This is a genomic window from Simiduia sp. 21SJ11W-1 (assembly GCF_024138675.1).
Taxonomy (GTDB): domain Bacteria; phylum Pseudomonadota; class Gammaproteobacteria; order Pseudomonadales; family Cellvibrionaceae; genus Simiduia.
The window spans coordinates 2,609,381-2,634,310 of sequence record NZ_CP090959.1 but is presented as its reverse complement, the minus strand read 5'-3'; the positions used below and the strand labels follow the sequence as shown (position 1 = coordinate 2,634,310).

General features: G+C 53.8%; 19 protein-coding genes. 14 read left to right on the top strand and 5 right to left on the bottom strand.

Features of this window, described 5'->3' with window-relative positions:
* Window positions 1-2,061: 2,061 nt before the first annotated feature.
* From L1F30_RS11620 to L1F30_RS11590, 7 genes are all read left to right on the top strand, one after another.
* On the top strand, window positions 2,062-2,511 hold the full coding sequence (locus L1F30_RS11620) for a DUF4156 domain-containing protein (RefSeq protein ID WP_253356248.1): 450 nt from the start codon (window positions 2,062-2,064) through the stop codon (window positions 2,509-2,511).
* A gap of 1,602 nt (window positions 2,512-4,113) precedes the next feature.
* On the top strand, window positions 4,114-4,566 hold the full coding sequence (locus L1F30_RS11615) for a hypothetical protein (RefSeq protein WP_253356247.1): 453 nt from the start codon (window positions 4,114-4,116) through the stop codon (window positions 4,564-4,566).
* Window positions 4,567-4,693: 127 nt separating this feature from the next.
* Window positions 4,694-5,152, top strand: coding sequence for a DUF2310 family Zn-ribbon-containing protein (locus tag L1F30_RS11610; protein ID WP_253356246.1), 459 nt, complete (start codon window positions 4,694-4,696; stop codon window positions 5,150-5,152).
* A 189-nt stretch (window positions 5,153-5,341) separates the two neighbouring features.
* Window positions 5,342-5,614 (top strand): hypothetical protein, encoded by a 273-nt coding sequence (locus L1F30_RS11605; protein WP_253356245.1) that lies wholly within the window; start codon window positions 5,342-5,344, stop codon window positions 5,612-5,614.
* Between the two features lie 101 nt (window positions 5,615-5,715).
* A complete protein-coding gene (locus tag L1F30_RS11600; RefSeq protein ID WP_253355659.1) occupies window positions 5,716-6,072 on the top strand; it encodes a DUF4156 domain-containing protein in 357 nt (118 codons plus the stop codon).
* 880 nt (window positions 6,073-6,952) lie between these two features.
* Complete coding sequence (locus tag L1F30_RS11595; RefSeq protein WP_253356244.1) at window positions 6,953-7,570, top strand: RNA methyltransferase; 618 nt, start codon at window positions 6,953-6,955, stop codon at window positions 7,568-7,570.
* A gap of 23 nt (window positions 7,571-7,593) precedes the next feature.
* Window positions 7,594-8,028 (top strand): hypothetical protein, encoded by a 435-nt coding sequence (locus L1F30_RS11590; protein WP_253356243.1) that lies wholly within the window; start codon window positions 7,594-7,596, stop codon window positions 8,026-8,028.
* A gap of 459 nt (window positions 8,029-8,487) precedes the next feature.
* Here the strand turns inward: L1F30_RS11590 and L1F30_RS11585 are convergent, their stop codons facing one another.
* Window positions 8,488-8,718, bottom strand: coding sequence for a hypothetical protein (locus L1F30_RS11585; protein ID WP_253356242.1), 231 nt, complete (start codon window positions 8,716-8,718; stop codon window positions 8,488-8,490).
* Between the two features lie 75 nt (window positions 8,719-8,793).
* Window positions 8,794-9,621, bottom strand: coding sequence for a DUF2306 domain-containing protein (locus L1F30_RS11580; protein ID WP_253356241.1), 828 nt, complete (start codon window positions 9,619-9,621; stop codon window positions 8,794-8,796).
* Between the two features lie 173 nt (window positions 9,622-9,794).
* Between L1F30_RS11580 and L1F30_RS11575 the strand changes: the two genes are divergently transcribed.
* The 3 genes from L1F30_RS11575 to L1F30_RS11565 are packed head-to-tail and all read left to right on the top strand — an operon-like array spanning window position 9,795 to window position 12,193.
* Window positions 9,795-11,057: a sensor histidine kinase gene (locus tag L1F30_RS11575; RefSeq protein ID WP_253356240.1), complete on the top strand. Its 1,263-nt coding sequence runs from the start codon at window positions 9,795-9,797 to the stop codon at window positions 11,055-11,057.
* Window positions 11,050-11,724: a response regulator transcription factor gene (locus L1F30_RS11570; protein WP_253356239.1), complete on the top strand. Its 675-nt coding sequence runs from the start codon at window positions 11,050-11,052 to the stop codon at window positions 11,722-11,724. Before L1F30_RS11575 ends, L1F30_RS11570 begins: the two co-directional genes overlap by 8 nt.
* Window positions 11,711-12,193 (top strand): hypothetical protein, encoded by a 483-nt coding sequence (locus tag L1F30_RS11565; RefSeq protein ID WP_253356238.1) that lies wholly within the window; start codon window positions 11,711-11,713, stop codon window positions 12,191-12,193. The genes L1F30_RS11570 and L1F30_RS11565 overlap by 14 nt, the downstream gene beginning before the upstream one ends.
* Before the next feature lie 97 nt (window positions 12,194-12,290).
* On the opposite strand, the gene L1F30_RS11560 is transcribed toward L1F30_RS11565, so the two are convergent.
* Window positions 12,291-13,820 carry a protein kinase gene (locus L1F30_RS11560; protein WP_253356237.1) on the bottom strand — a complete coding sequence of 510 codons (1,530 nt, stop codon included), beginning with the start codon at window positions 13,818-13,820 and terminating at the stop codon, window positions 12,291-12,293.
* Window positions 13,821-14,001: 181 nt separating this feature from the next.
* Between L1F30_RS11560 and L1F30_RS11555 the strand changes: the two genes are divergently transcribed.
* On the top strand, window positions 14,002-15,405 hold the full coding sequence (locus L1F30_RS11555) for a M14 family zinc carboxypeptidase (RefSeq protein WP_253356236.1): 1,404 nt from the start codon (window positions 14,002-14,004) through the stop codon (window positions 15,403-15,405).
* 63 nt (window positions 15,406-15,468) lie between these two features.
* Window positions 15,469-16,308 carry a hypothetical protein gene (locus tag L1F30_RS11550; RefSeq protein ID WP_253356235.1) on the top strand — a complete coding sequence of 280 codons (840 nt, stop codon included), beginning with the start codon at window positions 15,469-15,471 and terminating at the stop codon, window positions 16,306-16,308.
* Between the two features lie 33 nt (window positions 16,309-16,341).
* Here the strand turns inward: L1F30_RS11550 and L1F30_RS11545 are convergent, their stop codons facing one another.
* Window positions 16,342-16,929 (bottom strand): hypothetical protein, encoded by a 588-nt coding sequence (locus L1F30_RS11545; RefSeq protein ID WP_253356234.1) that lies wholly within the window; start codon window positions 16,927-16,929, stop codon window positions 16,342-16,344.
* A gap of 260 nt (window positions 16,930-17,189) precedes the next feature.
* Here L1F30_RS11545 and L1F30_RS11540 point away from each other — a divergent pair, with 260 nt between their 5' ends.
* Together L1F30_RS11540 and groL are read left to right on the top strand one after the other, a co-directional pair.
* A complete protein-coding gene (locus tag L1F30_RS11540) occupies window positions 17,190-17,504 on the top strand; it encodes a co-chaperone GroES (RefSeq protein ID WP_253356233.1) in 315 nt (104 codons plus the stop codon).
* Window positions 17,501-19,132 (top strand): chaperonin GroEL, encoded by a 1,632-nt coding sequence (gene groL, locus L1F30_RS11535; RefSeq protein ID WP_253356232.1) that lies wholly within the window; start codon window positions 17,501-17,503, stop codon window positions 19,130-19,132. The genes L1F30_RS11540 and groL overlap by 4 nt, the downstream gene beginning before the upstream one ends.
* 137 nt (window positions 19,133-19,269) lie before the next feature.
* Here groL and L1F30_RS11530 read toward each other — a convergent pair whose 3' ends face one another.
* Window positions 19,270-24,642, bottom strand: a complete 5,373-nt coding sequence (locus L1F30_RS11530; protein WP_253356231.1) for a fibronectin type III domain-containing protein — start codon at window positions 24,640-24,642, stop codon at window positions 19,270-19,272.
* Between the last annotated feature and the right edge of the window lie 288 nt (window positions 24,643-24,930).

Here is a 24,930-nt window from a genome sequence, read left to right as displayed (position 1 = left end):
GAGTGGTTCTTAGAGCCCCAGTGGTGGCATGCGCTGCCTGTTGCCATTGGGTGAGTATCGGTCAGTTTAGCTAAAGCCATACCGATGCTGAGCTCGCCAAAGTGGGTATGTGTCTATATGTGGCTGGCTTGCGTCAGCTATATGTCTAAATATGGCCACCACAGATATTGCCGTGAGCGCCAAGACAGATCTAGACATCAGTTGGCCAAATATAGACATATGACTTGCTAGATTTAGACACATATCTGAAAACTTGTGGCATTATTTGCTCAAACACGTGGGGGTGCCTATATCTAGACATAGGCATGTCCAGATATGGAAGGCCGGCCTAGATTTAGACTCGCCATTGAATAAGCTGTTATGCGGAAAAGCGAAATCCTGAATATGATGGTGCACAAATTACTTCGTAGTCATGATAAGTGCGGAGTCAAAGTGAAGTGGCTCGAAGAAGTAAGGCTGAAAATAGAATTGATTAGGCTGGCCCGTTGTAGGTAACTTCGTAGTCAAGAAAATGTAGGCACCAAAGATCAGCCTAAGAAAATAGTGTTGTATGCTCACATTTTCTAGGTGTATTTTCTTGCTCTGCTAGGTAGTGGTAATGTTAGCTCATAAGTAGTGGGTCAAAGGTAAGTCAATATTAACAAAGGGCGGTGCGTAACTAGGTCGCGCATAACAAGCGGTTCTAGGGTCGCCGCAAACTACGCGGCTGGGACGGCCTACGCTGGCGCTGCGGCCGCCCCTAAACCGGGCGTTATGCGGAAAAGCGAAATCCTGAGTTTGGTTGCGCAACAAGCACTTCGTAGCGATGATCGGCAGGACATCAAAGTAGGGTGCCTCCAAGTAGTACGGATAAAATCAAGATTGATTAGTGGCGTCCATCGCTGGTAACTTCGTAGTCAAGAAAAGTTTGGCGTCAAAGAGAACTCCTTGAAACAAACATTGTTGTAAACTCCGTCTTATTAAGGGGTTTTTCTAGCGCTGCCAGGCAATGGCAGTGTTAATTTAAGAATAATTGGCCTGTAAGTTGGGCTAAATAAACAAAGGGCGGTGCGTAACTAGGTCGCGCATAACAAGCGGTTCTAGGGTCGCCGCAAAAAAAACGCGGCTGGGACGGCCTACGCTGACGCTCCGGCCGCCCCTAAACCGGGCGTTATGCGGAAAAGCGAAATCCCGAGAATGATGGCGCGCAAATTACTTCGTAGTCATGATCAGCGCGGCATTAAAGTGAAGCAGATCAAAGAAGTAAGGTTGCAAATTTAATTGATTGGGCTAGCCCATTGTTGTTAACTTCGTATTCAAGATAAGTTTGGAGTCAAAGAGAACTCTTTAAAAATATTGTTGTAAGGTCAACATTATTAGGGGCTTTTCTTGCGCTGCCAGGTATTGGCGGTGTTGGTTCAAGAATAATGTGCCTGTAAATTGGGCAAAATAAGCGAAGGGCGGTGTGTAACTAGGTCGCGCATAACAAGCGGTTCTAGGGTCGCCGCAAAAAACGCGGCTGGGACGGCCTACGCTGACGCTCCGGCCGCCCCTAAACCGGGCGTTAGTGTAATTTAGGGATCAATATGCTTCCGAGATACAAAGATATAGTTGAGCTGCTAAAAAAGGGTTCGACGCTTGAGGCTCAAGAGCAAATAATGGCGCTAAGAGAAGCCGCACTTGAGTTGCAGGTTGAGAATAATGAACTCAAGGCACGCATTCACGAGCTAGAAAATAAAACCAAAATTTCGGGTGAGCTTGTCTATGAGAAACCGTCATATTGGCTTGTCAATGACGAGCGTCGAGATGGTCCGTTCTGTCAAAGATGTAAGGACGCCGATGATACATTGGTCAGATTGCAAGGTGGCGAAAGAGATCACTGGCATTGCCAGCAGTGTAAAGCGCCGTATAAAGGCCCCAATTACACGGCACCTAGAGTGTATAAGTCTCGCACCAGAGGCGGGTTCTAAAAACACTAACAAGCGCATCTTGTTCGCCGCTGAAAAGCGCGGCGGGACGGCTACGCTGTCGCTTCGCCGCCCCAAATGCGGGCGTTATAGGGATTCTAAGATCGGAGAATAAATGAAAATATCGAGCGCAATAGTATTGGTATTGATGACCGTTTTGGTCAGTGGCTGCATCATCATGGATGGAAATGCAATTGTCTTAGGTGAGTCTAGAAACGCTCTATCTAAAGAGTCTGTAAAAATTTATCGTTCCGCGCCAGAAAATTTTGAAGAGATAGCGCTTGTAAACTCGAGTGCAGGCCACGACTTCAAAAGTGACAGTGACCTTATGAACGCAGCATTGGAGCGCCTAAAGGAGGAAGCTGCAAAAGTGGGCGCAAATGGTGTTATCCTCACCGAAATCAAAGAGCGAGATAGGCCCGTGGTCGTTACTAGCTATGGCTCAGCAACCGCTACCGTAAATGGAAGTAGCGCGTACGCCACAGGCAATGCTGTGGGTGTAAGCAGGGGGGATACCTACACAAGGCTAAAAGGTGTTGCCATATTTGTGCAGCCAAAAAGCTAAATGCCCTATAACAATCGCAACCATCCGACTCGCTACGCTCCCGGCTGTTGCGGGCGTTATGCATCAATACTTAAAAACCTAAGAAGTAGTTTTAGTGATTTTTCTTGCTCTTATTATGATTGGTGTGGGCATTTGGTGGTGCTACAAGCGTAAAATAGCACGGTCAATGTATCCCTTTAGTAAACCTACAAGTTACATTCGTGGGTGGCCCGCATTTGCTTGCGGTTTAATTGCAATTATTAATGGATTGTTTTTGATTTATATCGCAGTTTTTGAGTTGCCTATTGATCGATGTTTGGATCAAGGCGGTAGATACAATTATGATTTAAGGCAGTGTGAATTTTAGTAAATGCATAACAAACGCAAGCATCCGACTCGCTACGCTCCCGGCTGTTGCGGGCGTTATGCGGAAAAGCGAAACACTGAGAATGATGGCGAACAAATTACTTCGTAGTCATGATCAGCGCGGTGTCAAAGTGAAGTGGCTCAAAGTAGTAAGAATGCAAATAGAATTGATTATGCTAGCCCATTGTTGGTAACTTCGTAGTCAAGAAAATCTTGGTACCAAAGATCAGCCTAAGAAAATAGTGTTGTATGCTCACATTTTCTAAGTGTATTTTCTTGCTCTGCTAGGTAGTGGCAATGTTGGTATAAAAATAGTGGGCCAAAAGTAAATTAATATTAACAAAGGGCGGTGCGTAGCTAGGTCGAGCATAACAAGCGGTTCTAGGGTCGCCGCAAAAAACGCGGCTGGGACGGCCTACGCTGACGCTCCGGCCGCCCCTAAACCGGGCGTTATGCGGAAAAGCAAAATCCTGAGAATGATGGCGCACAAATCACTTCGTAGTCATGATCAGCGCGGTGTCAAAGTGAAGTGGCTCAAAGTAGTAAGGATGCAAATAGAATTGATTGGGCTAGCCCATTGTTGGTAACTTCGTAGTCAAGAATGTCTTGGTACCAAAGATCAGCCTAAGAAAATATTGTTGTATGCTCACATTTTCTAAGTGTATTTTCTTGCTCTGCTAGGTAGTGGCAATGTTGGTACAAAAATAGTGGGCCAAATGTAAATTAATATTAACAAAGGGCGGTGCGTAACTAGGTCGCGCATAACAAGCGGTTCTAGGATCGCCGCAAAAAACGCGGCTGGGACGGCCTACGCTGGCGCTGCAGCCGCCCCTAAACCGGGCGTTATGCGGAAAAGCGAAATCCTGAATATGATGGTGCACAAATTACTTCGTAGTCATGATCAGCGCGGAGTCAAAGTGAAGTGGCTCGAAGAAGTAAGGCTGAAAATAGAATTGATTAGGCTGGCCCGTTGTAGGTAACTTCGTAGTCAAGAAAATGTAGGCACCAAAGATCAGCCTAAGAAAATAGCGTTGTATGCTCACATTTTCTAGGTGTATTTTCTTGCTCTGCTAGGTAGTGGTAATGTTAGCTCATAAGTAGTGGGTCAAAGGTAAGTCAATATTAACAAAGGGCGGTGCGTAACTAGGTCGCGCATAACAAGCGGTTCTAGGGTCGCCGCAAAATACGCGGCTGGGACGGCCTACGCTGGCGCTGCGGCCGCCCCTAAACCGGGCGTTATGTTTCGGAGATGGCGTAGTGGATGATGTTATCCATTTGTGGAAAAAATTTAATGAATACTCCAACAAGCTAGCGGATGCTCTCGGTCGTACAAGTAACATCGTAGGTGAGTACGCTGAATTCCTTGCTCATAAACACTATGGTGGGCGGCTCCTAGAAATTTCTGGTAGTAGCGCAGATATACAGAGCGAGAATGGTGTTCTTTACCAAGTAAAGTCTAGAAAGATTAAGAAAACACTTACTACACAACTCAACGTTATTCGCTCTTGGGATTTTGACTTTTTGGTTGTTGTCTTATTCACCGAGAATGGAGCAATTAAAAAGGCATTGGAGTTTCCGGTGGAAGTTGCAAGAGAATATGGTGTATCAAACAAACACCAAAACGGCTGGGTGATTACTACGAATAGAAAATTTTTAAGTGACTCCAGGGCAGTGGACATCAGTGTGCCACTGGCAGCCCTGAACCGGTAAAACATAACAAACAGCGGCAGAGCGACAGCCAACGCTACGCACCTTTTGTGTTACTCGCTGGCGCTCAAACATTAACACAAAATGCGCTCCGCGCTGGCTGCGCCTGCGCTGGGCGTTATGAGTTCATATGAGCAGCTACGATAAACTTAGACCTTGGACAGAGATAGAGAAATGTGATTGCAAAGAAATCACATCTATTGTACTTGTGGATATATTGACAGATAACCCAATTCACTGTTTTAGCTGCAAAAATGAAATAGATCCGGAAATTTTAAAATTAGATTTAAAATTAGTTGATGACATTGCGAGTTGGTATGGAATATTCCAGTCACTATACAACTTATGGTTAAATTCCGGAGAATATGAAGAGTATGCAAAAGAAAAGCTCATAAATAAAAATAGTCAGGTGAATGTCGAAGGTATGTCTGTTGCAAAAAGACTGTCTGTCTATTACCCGTCGTATTATTGGTGGTTCTCCGACACGGATGATGGTGAATTAATCCATTGCCCCAACTGCGCTACGAAACTAGACCCCAATGTTAAATTCGGCACGGGTAAATGCGAGGCCTGTAATGTTGTCGTTTAACACTCATAACAAATCGTGCCAGTCGGACAGTTTGTTCCGTGGCTTCTTTTGTGCAGGTCGCTACACTAGCACAAAACACCACTCCACAAACTGCCGCTGCACTCAGCGTTATGCAATATGAAGAGACTATTTATAATCCTGCTATTGTTTCCGATGCTCACTTTCTCTGCGGGGGAGTATCCGAGCAAAATGGAAGGCCAATATTACATTTGGGGTGATCCTATTGATAAAAATGATAATCCCAGCGTAGATGGGTTCAACATTTTCTTAGACGGTGAAGCTGCAGAAAGGCTGTATAAAAAAATCACAACAGAATCAACACATAATGAGTGCTGGGATGATGGTACGCTCACTAAGTATCAGGGTAATTTAGAGTGCAGCGTCACACCAGAAAATAAGTATAGCTGTTCATTTGGTGTGAATTTAAATGATCAAAAAATATATAGGGCGGAGTCTTGTTAATGCATAACAAGGGTGGCCAATTCGCGGCTATCGCCGCGGGACTCGCTTTCGCTCGCCCTTGCCACCGGCGTTATATTTCAAACCAAAAATCGGAGAAAAAAATGAAGTTAGTTACACTTACACCAGCAGTTTCTATATTCGCTTTGATTCTATGCGGTTGTTCCGCTAGCAAAACTATTCCGGGTGCGGATAGGGTCGAGCTGGTAAATGAGGCTCCTGATAGATCAAAGTGTGAGTTTCTTGGTGAGGTGGTTGGCTCACAAGGCAATTGGTTTACAGGGGACGTTACATCAAATGAAAACCTTGTTGTTGGAGCTAGGAATGAACTTCGTAATGAAGCCTACAGGCTTGGTGCAAATGTTGTACATGTTCAAGATCTAAAAAACAGCAGCGCATATGGATCTATGGGAACAACAAATACTACTGGTATCGGCAAGGCCTACAGGTGTAAAAACTAAATATAACAAGCCAAGCCAGCCGATCCATAACCTTCGCTTCGCTACGGTTCTGGCCGGCTGCTCGGGGCGTTATGCGGAAAAGCGAAATCCTAAGAGTGGTGGCGCACAAATTCCTTCGTAGTCATGAACAAAAAGGCGTCGAAGTGGGGTGGCTCCAAGAAGTGCGGATAAAGAATTGGTTAAGGGAGTTCATCGCTGGTAACTTCGTAGCCAAGATAAGTTCGGCGTCAAAGAGAACTCTTTTTAAAAGATATTGTTGTAAGGCCACCTTTGTTAGGGGCTTTTCTTGCGCTGCCAGGCAATGGCAGTGTTAATTTAAGAATTATTGGCCTGTAAGTTGGGCTAAATAAAAAAAGGGCGGTGCGTAACTAGGTCGCGCATAACAAGCGGTTCTAGGGTCGCCGCAAAAAACGCGGCTGGGACGGCCTACGCTGACGCTCCGGCCGCCCCTAAACCGGGCGTTATGCGGAAAAGCGAAATCCTGAGAATGATGGCACACAACTTACTTCGTAGTCATGATCAACAAGGCATCGAAGTGGGGAGGATCCAAGAAGTACAGATGGAACAAAGATTGGTGAGTAGCGCCCATCGCTGGTAACCTCGTAGTCAAGAAAGGGTTGGCGTCAAAGAGCGCCTTAGAAAATTCAGTGGTACATTCTCAGGTTTACTAAGGGCTTGTCTTGCTCTGCTAGGTGGTGGCAATGTTAGCTCAAAAGTAGTGGGCCACAGGTAAGTCAATATTAACAAAGGGCAGTGCGTAACTAGGTCGCGCATAACAAGCGGTTCTAGGGTCGCCGCAAAAAACGCGGCTGGGACGGCCTACGCTAGCGCTGCGGCCGCCCCTAAACCGGGCGTTAGGCCAATATAGAAATATTATGCTATGAACGATCAGAGAACGGATATTCGAAAAAGGGCCGATGAGATTAAACCTTATCGCTGCAAGAATCTAATTGCAGTTCTCGAATATCCTATGGATATAAAGAATATTGGCACTGTCATCCGGAACGTTAACGCTCTTGGGGTAGAAAAAACCTACATCGTAGATCCAAGGAATGCGCTGCCCGATGATTGGGAGGATATGAGAGATAGAAAATCTCTATCTAAGACCTCCGTGTCTGCAATCAAATGGAGTTTTGTTAAAAGATTCGACAGTACAGAGCTATGCTTGGAGCACTTAGAGAAAAATAGATACACGTCTGTCGTAACTTCTCCTCATATTAAAGGTAAGGAAAATTTTGTATTACATGAAGCTGATTATACTCACCCAAAACTAGCCGTATGGTTTGGTAATGAGTCGAGAGGCATTAGCGACCTTGCTGTTGAAAGAAGTGCGTTTTGTGTATCCATACCTATGTTTGGAATGATTGAAAGTCTAAATCTAGGTACAACAACTGGAATAGTGCTGTACGAAATTACAAAGCAACGACGCATGTATCAAGAAAAATATAAGAGAGCAAATCGAGGGCCTAACAAGGCGTTGCACCGGACAAGCCGGTGACCGCGGCGTTACGTGTCATTACCATGAAATCGATACTCGCATATGTTTTGATATTTTTTGTTTCAGCAAGCGCTGCCGATGAAATTTCGGTCACGTTACCTGAAAGTTGGGTCGTGCAGGGTAGTGTGATTTACAAAGATAATGTAAAAATAGGAGAGTTAATCTCCAAAGATAGCTGGCCGTATGAGAGTGGTGAAGATTTTATCGCTTCATTCAAAAATGGCTTTATTGATGACCCCGATACAACGAAATTTCATTCGTCTGGAAAATTCAATAGTATCTATTGGGTGTGCAGAGTTGGTGCTTATGAGGGCGCTAATGGTGAAACTGGAATTTGGTATATCCGAAGATTCTGGGTAGGTGGCCCCATACTCACTCTGTATTCCTTTAGCTCTTGTACAGATGGTTTTTCCGAGGCCTTGGAAGTAGCGAGCTCTGTAGTTGAGTCAAGCACGTAACAAGGCACTGCAGCCGACAGTTTACTTTGTGCACCTTTTGCGCGGTCGCTGTCGCTCCCATTTTCGCGCAAAATGCGCCCAAAGTAAGCTGCGGCTGAGCGCGGCGTTAACTGAGCAATCCGGCCAGGAAGCTGAGTTAGATTAGGTTTGTAAGGCCTTTTCCCGTGGTTGTTGGGCGTGCAGCACAATAGGCAAAAGGTGCGGGTAATTTGCCCCGCGCCTTGTGGGTTTAGGCCAACGATTTCAGCTCTTTATTATTTTATATTTCTGCGCAACGCCCTGCGCAACATAGGTTCTTTGTTCATGCCAGTTGTTCATGCCAATTGTTTGTGCTTGCCTATTGCCTGCATTCTTAACTGTGCGGTGGCAGAGTGCCCAGCTTCTATAATTAGGCCTGAATCCCCGGTAGGTTAGCCAGAGATCACTGTAGCTTGTTGATCCGCGCCAAGGCTTAGTGGGTCAACCACCTGGCTTGCTGTGCGGGTGTTTGATTTGGGTGAGCTTGGCGGCACTGCGGGCCGCGATCTTGTTGGTTGGCGGGTTGTTTTTTAATGAGCAGCAGGCGCTTTTGTTTGGGTCGTTCACCAAATAGGTCGAGCTCACGGGGTTTTCTTTCAGTAATTCACGCAGGGTGTAGTTGGCCGTTATCTGGCTCGTGGCAGGGTTGCTGGCCAGTTTGTGGTAGCCCACGCAATCCCGTTCACGATAGTGTCGGGGCTTGCGCGGCCAGCGCCCCCAAAAGCCAGTTCAATCTGGGGGCGGTGCTCAAACCATGCGCGGCAACCACATACCCGCGGTGGCCACCACAATACCCACCGCCATATACACCGTCAGCACACTCAAGGTCGCAACGAACGCGGTTTTCACGCGGGCGTGGACGCCGCGCTGGCAGTAGAAATACCATTCGAGCATGGCCAGTGGCAGCAGGTATTGCGCAAAGCCCAGGAAGTAGAGAAAGGGCCCGGTAAAGCTTTCGAAATCGATGCCGGCACCGCCGGTGAGCATGATCCAGCCCATCAGCCCCACGCGGAAGAACCACACTGCACTGGCCACCAGAAACAGGCGCATAGCCCAGCGTCGGTGTTCTGCAAGGCGTCTCGCCATGGCGTGTTTCACCGTCATGTAAGCACACACCAGAATGAGAATGGCATCGCCGCTGATGCCGATTTTCGATAACGCGTCGCCAATGGGGCTGCGGGTCCAGGTCATGTATAAACCGGCGAGGGCCGACAGCACCGCCGCCAGCAGGTAGGCGCGGCCCAGCGTCCGGTGAAAGCGCGGGAAATTGCGGCGCACGGCGGGCATCAGTTGCACGGGCCCGCCGCCAATAATGATAAACGCGAGCAGCACGTGGCTGATGGCGGCCAGGTTGCCGAGGAAATCGCCTTCTTTAAAGCCCGAGGGCAGGTGCATGCCTTTCAGGCCTTCCATGCCATGCTCGGCAACGGGCGGAAAGAACACCATCAGGATGTAGGCACAGAAAATAAAATGCCCGAGGGCGGCGAGAGAGAACCAGCCGGTAACGGCCATGGGCAGCAACCGGTCGATCTGGAGGCGCGGCTGCGCGGGGCTTTGCAGGGTGATATCAGTCATTGGGTTATTCCTGGTTTGCGTAGGCATCAGTGCCGCCTATGGTGCGCGCTCGGTGGTTTGCGCACATCGGCCAGAGGCCGGACACGGGCCTCCGCCAAAAGGAGGAGATGGCAAGGTGCATGCTCCACCCCGGGTGGCATGACACTGTGCGGTGTCTGGTTTAGCATGCCTGCATGACGGACTCTTCCCGCTCCCATTCCACGGCCAGTGCCGGCGTTAATGCCGTACCGGTCGGTGCGCCGCCCGCAGCCGGTTTGCGCGCTGTGTGGCAGCCCTTGCGCGGGCCGCTTGTGCGCTGGCCGCAGCTCGCCGATGTGCTCATTGCTCTGTTGGCCGGGCTTTTGACCGCAGCGCTCTGGTCTGTCGGTGACGGTGAAACCTTGTCGCTCAATGGCTTTGCAGGGTTGGCGGCGGCGCAATTGGCGTTTCTGTCGAGCCTCGCACTCTTGTGGCGTCGCAGTCACCCGTGGCAGGTGCATGCGGTGGTGATGGCGGCGTCGGTGCTGGTGTATTTCGCCACGCCGGTAAAGGGCCTGGTGGCCATGGCGTTTTCGCTCTACAGCCTCGGTCGCTATGAAGCGCAGAAAAATGCCAGCCTGTTGGGCGTGGCGGCGTCGGTGATGTTCGTATTGCTCGATCGCGCGCTGCTCAACCCGCTGACCGCAGGCGGCACCATGACCGTGGTGATGGTGGTGGGCGTTTGGTATCTGGGGCGACGCCTGCGCTTTCGCGCCGAGTACCTGCGTTTGTTGGAAGAGCGGGCGCGCCACCTGGAGCGCGAACAACACGCCGAGGCGGAGCGCGCGGTGGCGGCAGAGCGCTCGCGCATTGCGCGCGAAATGCACGACGTGGTGGCGCACCAACTCAGCCTCATGACCGTGCAGGCCGGCGCTGCCAGAACCGTTGCGCGCACAGATCCCGAGGCGGCCACCGAGGCCATGGCGGCGGTGGAGCAGGCCGGCCGCCGGGCCCTGGCGGAGATGCGCCAGCTGTTAAATGTATTGCGGCCCGAGCGGCAGCGGCTTGCGCTCGCACCCCAGCCGGGCGTGCGGGATTTGCCGGCGCTGATCGCCCAGGTTAATGCGGTGGGACCTGCGGTGACGCTGCACACCCGTGGCGATCTTGCGGTTTTGCCGGCGCGGCTCGATCTGACGGTTTATCGGCTGGTGCAGGAGGCGCTCACCAACGTGATCAAGCACGCCGGCCCGGGTGTGCAGGTCGCGGTAGACATTACCGGGGACGCAACGGCCGTCGGCGTGACGGTGCGCGACAGCGGCCGGGGCCCGCTGCCGGCCGCCAACCCCGGTCACGGCCTCGCGGGTATGCGCGAGCGGGTTTCATTGTTGGGCGGCGATTTTTCTGCCGGCGCCGCGCGCCAGGGTGGTTTCGAAGTCTGCGCCCGCCTGCCCCGGCTACACGGAGATCAGGATGCTTAGGGTGATGGTGGTGGATGACCAGGCGCTGGTACGGCGCGGATTCGCGCTGGTACTGGGACACGAGCCGGATATCGAGGTGGTAGCCGAAGCGGCCAACGGGCTCGAGGCGCTGGAGGCGGCGCGCCGTTATCAGCCGGACGTGATTCTCATGGATATCCGCATGCCGGCGATGGATGGGCTCGAAGCCACGGAAAAGATCCTGGCCCACGCCAGCGGCAGCTGCCGGGTTATTATCCTCACCACCTTTGATCCGGACGAATACGTCTACCGGGCGCTGCGCGCCGGTGCCAGTGGATTTGTGCTCAAAGATATCCCGCCCGAAAGCCTGGTTCAGGCCGTGCGCACCGTCGCCGACGGCGGCGCCATGTTGGCGCCGGGCATCACCCAGCGGTTGATTCAGCAGTTCAGCCAGCCGAGTGGCATCAACAACACGTTGGCTGAGCGCCTTGAACGGCTCACGGGCCGCGAACAGGAGGTGCTCACTGCACTGGCGGAGGGTAAGAGCAACGCCGAAATTGCCGAGGTGTTGCAGATTGGCGCCGCCACGGTAAAAACCCACGTGTCCAGCCTGCTGTCAAAACTCGGCCTGCGCGATCGCGCCCAGGCGGTGGTGTTTGCTTACGAGTGCGGTCTGGTCACCATCGGAGAGCGCGATGTCGGTTACTGACGAGGTTGAGCAGGGTGTGAAACAAGGCGCCACGCCGGCCGTCAATGATTTGTACCGGCTCGCCGCCGTTGGCGGGCTGTTACTCGCGCTGTTCTTTTTTGCCGGTGCCTGGGGGCATCTGCGCGCCGTGTGGCCCATGGCAGGCGCCGACGGTGGTCGCCTGCTGGGGTTGTTGTTACCGGGCCTGGTGCTCGCCGCGATGGGCCTGTTGAATGCCTTGTGCATTCCGGGCTTGTGGTGCCGCCGTTCATTCGCGCGTCGCGGTGCGCTGTTGGTCAACGGTGTGGCCACGGCCTATCTGGCGTATTTGTTGGCACAAGGGGTACCGGGTCACCCCATCGGTATTTTTCTGTTATTGGCGAGCAGCCAGCTCATGCTGCTGGCAGCCATTGCTGGCGGACTGGTGTGGCCGTCCCCGCCTGGCGTGGGTGCCAACGATGACCATAGCGCTGACGCGCCGCATCGCTGACCGCCGAGCCGCCAGGGGTTTGCCGGCGGGACATTGGCCGATGTGGCGAGCCCCGATCCACACTTGCCATGTGCCCGCTCGCCCGGTTCTTAGCCATTCAGTCAGAGATCACTGTAGCTTGTTGATCCGCGCCAAGGCTTAGTTGGTCAACCACCTGGCTTGCGCTGGCGGGCCGTTTGGCGGGCTTTTTATGGAGCAGCGAAAGTAGCAGCGGCCCCAGTAGCGGATAGTGGCGTACCCGCCAGCGATCTTTAATTCTTAGCAATCCACCCTTTGGCAAGTGACCTGTGAGTGCTTCAAACAGTACCGCAGCCGCGCTGTATAAGTCGGCGCTGGGCGATGCCGGTTCATTGGGTTGGTAGGGGCTTGGGCCATCGCGGTGGGGCGCGAAGCCGAAGTCACAGAGCTTCAGGTGATCGTCGCTGGCAAACATGATGTTGCCCGGGCGCAAGTTGCCGTGCACTAAGCCGTAGCTGTGCGCGCAGGCCAGGGCACTGAAAATCTGGTGGGCAAGGCTTTGCCATTGGGCGGGCGCAAGTGCCTGCGCCAGGCGATCTTCAAGGCTGCCGGCGGGCAGGTATTCGGTAACGCTGATAAACGTTCGCTGGTTTTTGCCGGTGCCAAACAGCCGCGCAATGTGCGGGTGTTTGATTTGGGTGAGCTTGGCGGCACTGCGGGCCGCGCGATCTTGTTGGTTGGCGGGTTGTTTTTTAATGACCAGCAGGCGCCCTTTGTTTGGGTCGTTCACCAAATAGGTCGAGCTCACGGGGTTTTCTTTCAGCACATCAAGGAGGGTGTAGTTGGCCGGTAACTGGTCGCGCTCTGTTTCAAGCCCCCAGCGATTGCCCCCAAGGTGTTGGCCGGCAGCGGCCAATAAGAGCTGCTCGCGTATTACCAGCGCAGAGCCAGGCCTTAGGGTCGGGTTTGGCGCCAGGCATTGTGTGATGAGCGGGTAGAGCCCACGCAAGCGTGGCTGGTGCATGTGCAGGGCTTCAATTTTTTGGCTGGCAAGCTCTGCATCCGGCCTTAGGCCGTAGAGTAACTCGTGCATGAGCATGCCGAAGCTGAACAAATCACTTTGTATGCTGGTGTGTGAAATGCCTTGGTGTTGCTCCGGTGCCATATAGGCCTGGGTGCCGGCTACCAGATCATCTTCAAGCGCAAAAAAACCGGCAATCCCGAAATCCACTAGGCGTACATGGCCCTCGTAATCTACCAGTACGTTGGCGGGCTTGATGTCGCGGTGAATTACGCCGTTGCGGTGGGCGTAGGCCAGTGCTGCTGCGAGTTGAATCAGAATGTCCAGCCTGCGGGTAAGCGCCACATCGGCGCGCGCCAGTATTGCTGTTAGGGTGATGCTTTTTACATAGGGCATTACAAAAAACGGCTCGCCTGCCTCGGTTTGGCCCTGCTCGATTACCTGCACAATATTGGGGTGATTCAGCCGGGCAATCAGGCGCGATTCATGGGCGAACAGCTGTTGGCAATTTACGTCGTTAACAAGCGAGTTAGCAAGTACTTTGATGGCCACAGGCCTGTCTAGTGATTGTTGCTGCGCCAACCACACTTGCGCTGAGCCGCCACCGCCAAGCAAGTTTTTAAATTGGTAACCGGGAATACTGGGCACGGGCTGATCTTCGTTTCGGGTGGTGTGTTTAGAGGTGTGGTAAGCATAGACGAGCCCCGTGCATCCAGCCGCGTGTTGGTCGGCCGTTAGAGCCTGATATCGGTTGTACCGATAGGTTGCGGCTTGTACTTCTGGCGTAATCTGGCACCTTGTGCCCCTGAACTTTTGAGCGGGGGAATTTATGAAGCGAGCGCTAGCGTTAGTGTTGTGTGGCCTGTTGGGCGCGCCATGTTGGGGGCAGGCGGTAAATGCTGCTGAACCTTTGCCCGATTTAAACCATTGGCAAATTACCCATACCGATATCGCGCCTTGGCTTTCGCACTTCGCAAAAGACCCGCGCGTGAAGGTAGCGCAAATAGGTGAGTCTTTTGAAGGGCGTAGCATCAGTGCGCTGCAGTTGGGCTCAGGCCCCACGCGCGTAATGATGTGGACCCAAATGCACGGTGACGAACCCACAGCCACAGCCGCGGTGATGGACTTGCTAGCGCAACTCCTGGCGCCCGAGCACGCCGAGCGCTGGGCCGAGATTAGCGAGAAAATCAGCCTGCGCATTATCCCCATGTTAAACCCCGATGGCGCAGAAGAATTTCGCCGCCATAACGCCCAGAGCATTGATATCAACCGCGATGCCCGCGCGCTGCAAACCCCGGAAGGCCGCTTGCTGATGGCGCAGGCAAAAATGTTTAAGCCGCACATCGGTTTTAACCTGCACGATCAGGATCGCAGGCTCGGCGTGGCCGGGCGCCCGGCCACTATTTCGGTATTGGCCCCCGCCTTTGATGAGGCAAAATCTGCATCGCCCAGCCGCGACAAGGCCATGCAACTTATTGCCACCATGTTGCAAGCGCTGCCAGAAAATTTGCAACAACAGGTGGGCCGCTACGACGACACCTATGCCGTGCGCGCCTTTGGCGATACCTTTTCCGCCATGAACATTGCCACCGTGTTGATTGAATCGGGCGGCAACTATCAAGATCCTAACCGTCAAACTGCGCGCGCGGCCAACGTGCTTATGCTGCAGGCGGCACTGGATGCCATTGTCGATGGCAGCTACCAAAGTGTGCCGGTGGCACGCTATTGGGCGATTCCTGAAAACGAAGACAACGCATTATTTGATGTGCTGCTGCGCGATGTGCAGGTGGCAGGTAAGCACGCCTACCGCGTAGACATAGGTGTGCAGCAATCAATCTATAACCCGGGCGCAGGCTTTGTGGGCGAGGTGGGTGATTTGAAACCCTTTGGCGGCTATCAGGTTATAGATGCCAGCGGGCTTACCTATGCCGCAAGCAAACCCTACCCGTTAAAGGCTGGCACAACACTTACCCTAACTGATGCCCGCTACCTGCGCTTGTTGGCCGAGGGTTATTCACACTTTTTAGGCGAGGCTGAACAGCTGGAGATTGCAACGTCACTGCCGGTATTGCGCCTTAGCAGCGCGCCTGAATATGTGACAGCGCGGCCCGCAAGGCGCACACCGGCGTTCTTTTTGCTCACCCGCGAAGGCCGTAACGCGGCCGCCGTGCTGGGTGGCCAATGGGTGCCTTTGGATGGGGCAGAGCCCAAAGTATCGCACGCCAAGCCGTAGTTTCTAACCACTATTACCACACAGAATATGGCCGCGTACTGCGGCCACGAGGAGAATGTTTGTATGAACTTTGGATGTTTACCCACACAGTTTGCACGCACCCGGGGGCGCAAGTTGGCCATGCTGGTTTTAGGCGTAATGCTGGCTGCAGGTTTGAGCGCTTGCAAGGGCGGGGGCGGTGGCACAGCGGATACGCCCGATACCCCCGATCCCTTGGCGTTGGCTCCTTTGCCCTCTATGGCCAATGTGGATGTGGTGATTGCCACAGACCACACCCTGCCCGATCACTATGGTGAATCTTCCGCCGGCGCCGAAGGGCGCGAGCGCGATTACATAGACCCTGCCGCTGAAGTGTTCGCCGAACAATTGCGCGCGCGCAATTTGGTGGTGCATATTGCAAAGGTAGAGGCGCGCCTGGTGTCGGGCAAGATTGAAGACAAAGCCCAGTTCGATACCGCCTACACCTCTTACGATGCCTTGCTAACGGCCGCTGTAAACGCGGGCAGTACCATTGTGGCGCTGCACTTTGATGCCGACCGCCTGCCGCCTACGGCAACCCTTGAAGAGGCCAGCTACGTTGGCGGTGCGCAAATTATTGTGGATGGCCGCGCCACCAGTGAGGCAACCCTGGCGTTAACGGAGCGGTTGCTGCATCAAGATCGTCTGCTCGAGCAGTTGGCGAACGACGGCTTTCGCCTGCGCCCGGGTTATGAAACCCAATTGCGGGTACAGGATAATCTCACGCTCTTGATTGCCGGTGAATCCAGTGGCGGGGGCTTTTTACTGGAGCTTGCACCCCAGCAGCAGGCGCGCGAGCAATTCGGCAGCCCGGCCAACATCGCGCTGGCATTAACGCCGGCATTGTCGCTATTGGCCGATGCCATTGCCGATTTTCGCGGCTAGGTGCATGTGTTGCCGTTAAACCCTTCGCCCAAGCTATTGCAGTTGTTCTGTAGCGGGCAGGGCAAGGCCCAGAGCCCGCAGTTGGCGCGCCAGCTGCGGGTCGCCGGTTGTGCGATAACGATCGTAAATAATCAGCAAGTCTTCGGCAGAAAGCCCGGCTTCACGATTGCAGGCCTTGGCCACCAGTTCCAGTAATTTGGCAAACCTGCTGGCCAGCTCAGAAAAAATATGGCGGTTACTGCTGGCGTGATCTGCCAGGTAGTCGTAGGCACTGGTGCCCATACCAATCACGTAATCCTTTCCAATACCCCGGCGGCTAAAACTTGCGGGAAACAGCGCACCCAAAAACATGGCGAGATCGCCCAGTTGCCGCAGCAGTTGGCAGCGCTCCCAGTGGGCCTGGGTATCGCGGGCATCCTGGTAGAGCAGTGCCAGTGGCCGTATATCCAGCTGGCCGTCTTCATAGCTGAACAGCTCGCGGCTATCACCCAGGCGCGCCATCATACTGCCCAAATACCAGAGCGTATCGGTTTGGGGGCGGGCGGGGGCCTCACCCGCCAAATGGTGCAGCCTGTCTCTGAAGTAGTCTGCCAAGGTTCTGTGAAAGGTTGCTTGGTGCATAGGCGATTCTCCCGGCGGTTCAAACCCGCTAAAACATGGCTAAAAGCAGGGCTTGCTAATAACTATAGTTAGAGAGTAAATCCATTTGCAAGAGCATAAATTTCAGTTTTTTTATAACTAAAAAATATTATTTATTCTTTCCGTAACACCCTTGAAATTCCATTGTGCGCGCCTATTTTGCGCCTTGGAGGTAGAGGACACACTTCCGACACCATCCTTTCATGTATGCATTTTTTTGTATTTTTGTGGGAGGAATTCCTATGCATTTCAAACCCCTGTACGACCGCGTGGTCGTCAAGCGCCTGGCGGCGGAAACCACCTCTGCCGGCGGTATTGTGATTCCTGAAAAGTCTGCTGAAAAACCCACCCAGGGCGAAGTGTTGGCCGTGGGGCAGGGTGCCCTGCAAGACAACGGCGGGCTGCGTGAACTGGCAGTAAAAGTGGGCGACCGCGTGTTGTTTGGCCAGTATGCAGGCTCTGAAATTAAAGTGGATGGCGAGCCATTGGTGGTACTGAAAGAGTCAGACATTCTCGCCATTATTGAAGAAGATGTTGCACAGGAGAAAGCCGCATGAGTGCAAAAGACATTCGCTTTTCCAAAGATGCCCGCGAGCGCATGTTGGCGGGTGTGAATATTCTGGCCGATGCCGTAAAGGCAACCCTTGGGCCGAAGGGGCGCAATGTGGTGCTGGAGAAAAGCTTTGGCGCCCCCAGGGTTACCAAAGACGGCGTGTCGGTTGCCAAGGAAATCACCCTCAAAGATAAATTTGAGAACATGGGCGCGCAAATGGTGAAAGAGGTGGCTTCAAAAACTGCCGATGTTGCAGGCGATGGCACCACCACGGCCACCGTATTGGCGCAGGCCCTGGTGCGTGAAGGCCATAAGGCCATTGCCGCAGGCATGAACCCCATGGATTTAAAGCGCGGTATTGATGCAGCCGTGAAGGCGGCCATTGAATCCCTGAAACCTTTAGCCAAGCCCTGTAACGACAGTAAATCCATCGGCCAGGTGGGTACGGTATCTGCCAACTGGAATGAAGATATCGGCAACATTTTGGCACAGGCCATGGATAAGGTGGGCCGCGATGGCGTGATCACCGTGGAAGAGGGCAAATCCCTTGAGAACGAGTTAGACGTGGTAGAGGGCATGCAGTTCGACCGCGGCTACCTCTCGCCTTATTTCATTACCAACCAGGACAAAATGCAGGTGGAGCTGGAAAACCCCTACCTGCTGCTGTGTGATAAAAAAGTCAGCAACATTCGCGACCTGCTGCCGGTGCTGGAAGCCGTGGCAAAAGCCGGCCGCCCGCTGCTTCTGATTGCCGAAGATGTAGAAGGCGAAGCGCTGGCCACACTGGTGGTGAACAACCTGCGCGGTATTTTAAAAGTGGCCGCAGTAAAAGCACCGGGCTTTGGTGATCGCCGCAAGGCCATGCTGCAAGATATTGCCATTCTCACTGGCGCCACTGTGATCTCTGAAGAGGTGGGGCTTGCGCTTGAAAAAGTGGAACTCTCGCAACTGGGTAGCGCCAAGCGTGTGGTGATCAACAAAGACAGCACCACCTTAGTGGATGGCGCCGGCGACAAGGCAGCCATTGATGCGCGCGTATCGCATATTCGCGCGGAAATCGAAGCCACCACTTCCGATTACGACAAGGAAAAGCTGCAAGAGCGTATTGCCAAGTTGTCCGGCGGTGTGGCGGTGATAAAAGTGGGGGCTGCCACGGAAGTGGAAATGAAAGAGAAGAAAGATCTCGTTGACGATGCCCTGCACGCCACCCGCGCCGCCGTTGAAGAAGGCATTGTGCCCGGCGGTGGCATTAGCCTGGTGCGCGCGGCCGACGCCGTACGTAAAGCCGAGCTAAAAGCGGCCAACGATGACCAGAAAGTGGGTATTAAAATCGCGTTGCGTGCCATGGAAGAACCCTTCCGGCAAATTGTGCGCAATGCCGGTGTAGAGCCCTCTGTGGTGTTGGAAAAGGTGCGCGCCTCAAGCGATGAAACCTACGGCTACAACGCGCAAACCGAAGCCTACGGCGACATGCTGGAAATGGGCATTATCGACCCTGCCAAGGTGACGCGCACGGCACTGCAAAACGCGGCCTCTATTGCCGGGCTGATGTTAACCACCGAGGTGATGGTGGCAGACAAAGCCGACGACAAAAAGCAAGCCGCTGGTGTGCCGGATATGGCCGATTTCTAACGGCGCATGCCTTTGGCATTTAATTATTTTGGGGGGGGCAAGCCCCCCTTTTTTTTGCACAAAAAAAAGCCGGCAATGCCGGCTAAGCTTAGGGATTGCCGGGGTGCTATGGCACACCCCGGGCGGGCCTTAATGGGTTAGTTGTTGCGCTTCATGCGGCGGCGCGTGATGTTCGCACCGGCAATCAGCAGCATCAGCAGCAGGGTAGGGTCCAGCGCCGAGCCCGAGCCAACGGAGCAACCGAAGGTGGGTTTTTCGTCGTCTTTTTCGTCTGCGCCTTGATCATCGGTGTTGTCGTCACCGCCATCGGTTGTGTCGTCATCCGTGTCACCGTCTGTGTCGTCATCACTGTCGTCAGCGGGTGCTGCCGGCAATGTAACGCTGGCGGGCGCACTGAAGGCTGATTCCGTTTCAGCGTTGATGGCTTTTACCTGGAACTCGTAGCTGGTTTCTGCCATTAGCTCTGCTACGGTGAAGCTTGTGGCTTCAATATTGGTTGAAACATCTACCCAGGCATCGCTGCCGGATTTTTGTTGCAGGGCATAGTGGGTGGCATCGGCCACGGCGTCCCAACTGACGGTTGCCGAGCTGTGATCAACGGCTTGCGCCATCACATTGGCAGGCACTGCCAGCTCAACCGGTTCGACGGGTTCATCTGCGCAGTAAGTTTTCAGGCTTACGTCGTCGATGTACACGTTGGTGGTGTCTGCACCCAGAAAGAAGCCCAGGTTCAACGTCCCCAAATCAGATTCCGGTGTGTACAGCACGCTGTACTCCTGCACTGACGTGGTGAGGGTGATGGCATCTTCCTCTTTCACATTTGCCCAAGGGCTTGTGGTTTGGTGAATTTTCACCTTGATGGTTTTCTCGGCTGTGGCCTTGGCGTTGAACGTCAGGATGTAGGTTTCGCCCTGGGTTAAAGTGCCAAAGGTGTTTTTCAGCTGAATGTCGTTTTCAACGAAGGAGGTGTTGATGTCTACCAACAGGGTGTTGATGGAATCAAAGCCTGTTTCAGCAACCACTGTGCCGGTAGCCACAGCTGCGGCATTGTTGTTGACGTACAAATCCCAACCGTTGGTGTCGCTGGTTTCAAAGTCACCGTTGGTGAGCATATTAGGCACGTCACAGGCCTGGCCTGAACCGGTGTCGCCGCCAGTGTTGCCACCGTTGTCGCCACCTGTGTCACCGCCGTTGTCGTCGCCATCATCACCGCTTGCCGCCGGAGTGGTAGCGCTGAGTGGTGCACTGTAGTCGGAGCTTGCATCACCTGCGTTTGCACGCACCTGAACTTCATAGGTGGTTTCAGCCGTCAGGTTTTCAATGGCAGCCGTGGTAGTGGTTACCATCACCGGGCCTGCCATCCAGCTGCCGCCAGCTTCGCGGTATTGCACATCGTAGCTTTCGGCGCCGTCTACGGCATCCCAGCTAACCGCCAGTGCAGTGTGGCTAGTGGCTGAGGTTTGCACGTTTTTCGGGCTGGCAAGTACAACGGCATTTTCACAGTAGCTTTTGAGGCTTACGTCATCGATGTAGATGTCGGTTGCATCGCCGCCCAAGAAAAAGCCGAGATTTAGCGCACCCAAGTCAGATTCCGGCGTGTAGAGCACGCTGAATTCCTGCACGGTGTCGGTGAGGTTGATGGTGTCGCCTTCATTCACATTGGCCCAAGGGCTCATGATCTGGTGAATTTTCACCGGGAAGGATTTGGTACCCGCTGCCTTGGCTTTGAAGGTGAGAATGTAGGTTTCACCCTGTGTCAAAGTGCCGAAGGTATTTTTCAGCTGGATGTCGTTTTCGGTGGTGGTGGCATTAATTTGTACATGCAGTGCGTTGGCAGAACCGAAGGCTGCGTCAGTGACAATGTTGGCATCGGCAGATGCGCCATTGTTGCTGTTTGCGTAGAGGTCCCAACCGCTGGTGTCGCCGGTTTCAAAGTCGCCATTGGTCAGCATGTTGGGCACGTCACAGGCTTGGCCTGAACCGGAATTGCCGCCGCCGTTATCGCCACCAGTGCCGCCGCCGTTGTCGCCACCAGTGCCGCCACCGTTGTCGCCGCCATCGCCATCGTTATCGCCGGTGGCAGGGGTGGTTGCGCTTGCCGGTGTGCTGTAAGCCGACTGCACCTCACCATTTTGTGCGCGTACTTGTACCTCGTAGCTTGCTTCTGCATTGAGGCCTGTGAGGGTAGTGCTGGTGCTAGCAACCATGGTGGGGCCGTCTACCCAGCTGCCGCCGCTTTCACGGTATTGCACGGCGTAGGTTTCTGCATCGGCCACTGCATCCCAAGACACTTGAATGCTGTTGTGGCTGGTGGGTGTGGCAGTGACGTTTTTCGGCTCGGCCAGGGTTATTCCCTGATCGCATTTCTGCATCAGGCTGACATCGTCTAGCCATACGTCGGATGCATCTGTACCCAGAAAGAAGCCTAGGTTCAAATTGCCGAATTGCTCAGCCGGGGTATAGAGCAGGGTAAAGTCCTGAGGGGTTGGCGTGAGGGTAATGACATCTTCCCCTTTCACGTTTGTCCACGGGCTTACCGGCAAGTGCATTTTCACCTTGATGGTTTTTACGGCCTCTGAGGCGCCCGTAAATTTCAGTGCATAGGTTTTGCCCTGATCAAGGCCGTTGACGGTGTTTTTAAACTGCACGTCGTTTTCATGGGTAGGTGCGCTAATGGCAATGTGCGCTACATTCGATGAACTAAAGCCTGCAGCTGCGCCCACATTGGCCGTTGCCGCAGCACCCTTGCCCGTGTTGGCGTAGAGGTTCCAGCCGCCGGAGATGTCGCCTGTTTCGAAATCGCCATTAGACAGCAGGTTTACCGCTACACAGGCATCGGAGCCGCCATCGGCTTCGCCGGAAGTAATGGTTACTTCGTTTGAGGCTGTGGCCACACCGGCTGCGTTAAATGCCACAACGCGGTAGGTGTATTCAGTGTTGCTTGCAAGGTCGAAATCCAGGTAGTCGGTATCGTTCATGCCTACCTGGCCTACCACTTTAAAGGCGCCGCCGTTGCTGCGCTCTATGCGGTAGCCTTGTTCGTTATTGGCGTTGTCGGCCCAGGTTAATGTGATGGTGTTGTCATCGGCATTAAGCGAGGCACTTAAGGTGTCGGCGCCCGCCGGTGCCATTGCAGGTGTTTCGGGCAATTGCACGCCCGCCACTGTGCGCTTCCACAAACCGGCGCCCGGCGTGGCCGAGTAGAGGTTCATCACACCGTCTTCGGCCACAAAGCGTGTGCCGGTGAGGCCTTTGAAGTGCAGATCTGCTGTGATGTCTTCCCAGGTGACGCTGCCGTCGCCCTGAATGGTGCCCATGAACACGCCGTAACCGAGCTGCAGCGCGTGATCGTAGTAACCCACAACCAGTTTGTCGGCGTAGGCCGCCGAGCCACCTTTGGCCGAGAAGTTAAAGCGGTCGCTCACTTCATCCCACCAGGCAACATTGCTGGTGGGGCGCACGGTTTTGGCGATGTCGGGATTGAAGACTTTGGTCCAGGTTTGGCCTTCATCGGTTGAGAGCAACGCATGCCAGTTGTTGCCGTCGTTGAAGTCTGGCCCGCCGCCTTTGGCAAAGTTCATGAGGTACACAGTACCGTTGTGCTCCCAGGCGTGTACTTCAGCGTCCCAGCCGCTGGTGTTCAATACCTGTTCAAAGCTCCAGCTGCCATCCTCTAGTGCTTCGCCGCGCCATACGCCTTGTACGCCACCGGTGGATGAGAAAAACACCACGTTTTCATCGGTGGGGTGGGGCGCAATGGTGCGCGCACTGCGGGCGGTATCGTTGCCACCGCTTTGGTAGATCAACTTGGCATCGAGTACTTCACCTTGCTGGTGATAGTCGAGCGCGCGGCCGATGTCTTCCAGCATGTACAGGCCATAGTTGGAAGAAAACATAAACACTTTGGCGGGGTTGGCCGGCGAGACGGCAACATCGCGCAAAACGCCTTTGGGTACACCGGCTTTACCGGCCGGGCCACCGGCCAGTTCTACCCACACATCGGTGGGTGACGCGGTGGTGAGTTTCTTGGCGTACAGGCGGCCGTTGTGGGCGCCGCCACCGTAACCGCTGGTTGCCTGTGCTACCACCGTGGGCGTGCCCCAGGCATCGGCAATGTCAACCGCCTGCACGTCTGAGAGGTTCAGGCCCGGCAGGCGGTGCTGCATGTTCGACCAGGAAAAACCGCCATCCCAGCTTTCTACCAGGCCGTTGTCTGCCTGGCCCTGAATCACGTAGTCGCCGTGTATGGCAACGTCGTAGGTGTAGGTACTTTCGGTGCCTTTACCTGAGTAGGTAGGCCAATCTACGCCCCACCAGTTAACGGTAATGCTGTTGTTGGGGTTACTGTATTTGTTGGCCCAGCTGTAGCTGTTGTCGCCACTGTTGTGATCGGCGTAGAACATGGCCTGGTTGCTGGTAGACCAGACGCCGCGATCCCAGCCGCCGGTGGTTGGGGTGTAGTGTGCGAAACGGGCGTTCGGCGGGCTCGCGTAATCCCAGCCGATGTCGTAGTTGCCATTGCTGTAGTCGCCAAAAATTTTCGACCAGCTGTAACTTGAAAGTGAGGCGCCGCTCCAGTTAAAGGTACCTTCGTACAGGCCTTCGCGATCCCCAACGGTGCCCAGCAAGACTTTGTGCTCGGTGGCAGTGGAGCGCGGGTCTATTTCCGGGTACCAGAAACGCTTGCCGGAATTGAGGCCAGCCGCTACCGCTTGCCAGTTAATGTTATCGGCAGGAGTTGCGTAGAGCACCCAGTCGCGGTTGTTGTTGTCGTTGGCTGCAAATACCGAGTAGAGCACCTTGCCATCGGGGCTCAGGGTGACGCCTTTGCTGCGTGGGCGGTTAGTGGGGCTTTCCACCTTGGCCCAGGTTTGGCCTGCATCGGTACTTTTGTAGAGGCCTTTGTTTGAGCCCAGGTACACGGTGCTGGGGTTGGCCGGGTCGAAGGTGATGTTGTAGATGTTGCGATCGGTGTTGGTGGCTGAATCGAAGGTAACGGCCGACCAGTTGGCGCCGCCGTCTGTGGATACAAACACCCGGCCCTCGCCGTTGGCGGTTTCACCGAAGTTGTCAATGAAATCCTGGTCATCGCGCCAGCCGGGGCCTGCGATAATTACATTGGCGTTGTCTGGCTTGAAAGCAACCGACCCAAAAGAGATGTTCTTGGTGTTGTCGATCAGATCATAGGTTGCGCCACCGTCTGTGGATGTGTGCAAGCCAAACAGGGTGCCCACAAACAGGTGGTCGGAGTTGCCGGGTTTCACGGCCACGGCATACACACGGTTGTGGCTTAATTGGCCGGTTGGCTGCCAGTTTTCGCCGTTGTCGGTACTTTTGTACACGCCCTCCATATCGGAAGCCAAATAGACAACGTCTACCTGGTTGGGGTCGGCCACTACGTCTTGAATTTGACCACCGGCGCCCGGGTTGAGTGATTGCCAGGTATTGGCAGCCACCGCAGTCTGGGCGCACAGCAGGGCAATGCTGCATGCGAGAATCGATTTCTTCATAGGTTGCTCGAGTTTCTTATTGGTTTAATAGTCAGCGGCTGAAAGCTGCCTGCCGCCTTGCGCTCGGTCCCTGTCCTTGGGGGTAGCTGATGGTCAAAGAGATGCAGACGATTATTATTTGTATGGTCAAATCTGATCTAATATGACTAATTCCACTCGCCTAATAGTAAAGATATGCTTGCTAATGATCAACTGTTGATCTTTAGTGATTTATATTGAGCTTTTATGGTGCGTTATGGGTGCGTAAATCTCGTGCAAGCAGGTGGCTTGCGGGGCCAGAACGGCATG

What these genes read in the sequence shown, in the direction of transcription:
- L1F30_RS11565 (WP_253356238.1), top strand. Translation starts at nt 11,711, where the DNA reads ATGTCGGTTACTGACGAGGTTGAGCAGGGTGTGAAACAAGGCGCCACG.
- L1F30_RS11595 (WP_253356244.1), top strand. Translation starts at nt 6,953, where the DNA reads ATGAACGATCAGAGAACGGATATTCGAAAAAGGGCCGATGAGATTAAA.
- L1F30_RS11545 (WP_253356234.1), bottom strand. Translation starts at nt 16,929, where the DNA reads ATGCACCAAGCAACCTTTCACAGAACCTTGGCAGACTACTTCAGAGAC.
- L1F30_RS11590 (WP_253356243.1), top strand. Translation starts at nt 7,594, where the DNA reads ATGAAATCGATACTCGCATATGTTTTGATATTTTTTGTTTCAGCAAGC.
- L1F30_RS11600 (WP_253355659.1), top strand. Translation starts at nt 5,716, where the DNA reads ATGAAGTTAGTTACACTTACACCAGCAGTTTCTATATTCGCTTTGATT.
- L1F30_RS11555 (WP_253356236.1), top strand. Translation starts at nt 14,002, where the DNA reads ATGAAGCGAGCGCTAGCGTTAGTGTTGTGTGGCCTGTTGGGCGCGCCA.
- L1F30_RS11620 (WP_253356248.1), top strand. Translation starts at nt 2,062, where the DNA reads ATGAAAATATCGAGCGCAATAGTATTGGTATTGATGACCGTTTTGGTC.
- L1F30_RS11605 (WP_253356245.1), top strand. Translation starts at nt 5,342, where the DNA reads ATGGAAGGCCAATATTACATTTGGGGTGATCCTATTGATAAAAATGAT.
- L1F30_RS11575 (WP_253356240.1), top strand. Translation starts at nt 9,795, where the DNA reads ATGACGGACTCTTCCCGCTCCCATTCCACGGCCAGTGCCGGCGTTAAT.
- L1F30_RS11580 (WP_253356241.1), bottom strand. Translation starts at nt 9,621, where the DNA reads ATGACTGATATCACCCTGCAAAGCCCCGCGCAGCCGCGCCTCCAGATC.
- L1F30_RS11610 (WP_253356246.1), top strand. Translation starts at nt 4,694, where the DNA reads ATGAGCAGCTACGATAAACTTAGACCTTGGACAGAGATAGAGAAATGT.
- L1F30_RS11540 (WP_253356233.1), top strand. Translation starts at nt 17,190, where the DNA reads ATGCATTTCAAACCCCTGTACGACCGCGTGGTCGTCAAGCGCCTGGCG.
- groL (WP_253356232.1), top strand. Translation starts at nt 17,501, where the DNA reads ATGAGTGCAAAAGACATTCGCTTTTCCAAAGATGCCCGCGAGCGCATG.
- L1F30_RS11550 (WP_253356235.1), top strand. Translation starts at nt 15,469, where the DNA reads ATGAACTTTGGATGTTTACCCACACAGTTTGCACGCACCCGGGGGCGC.
- L1F30_RS11570 (WP_253356239.1), top strand. Translation starts at nt 11,050, where the DNA reads ATGCTTAGGGTGATGGTGGTGGATGACCAGGCGCTGGTACGGCGCGGA.
- L1F30_RS11530 (WP_253356231.1), bottom strand. Translation starts at nt 24,642, where the DNA reads ATGAAGAAATCGATTCTCGCATGCAGCATTGCCCTGCTGTGCGCCCAG.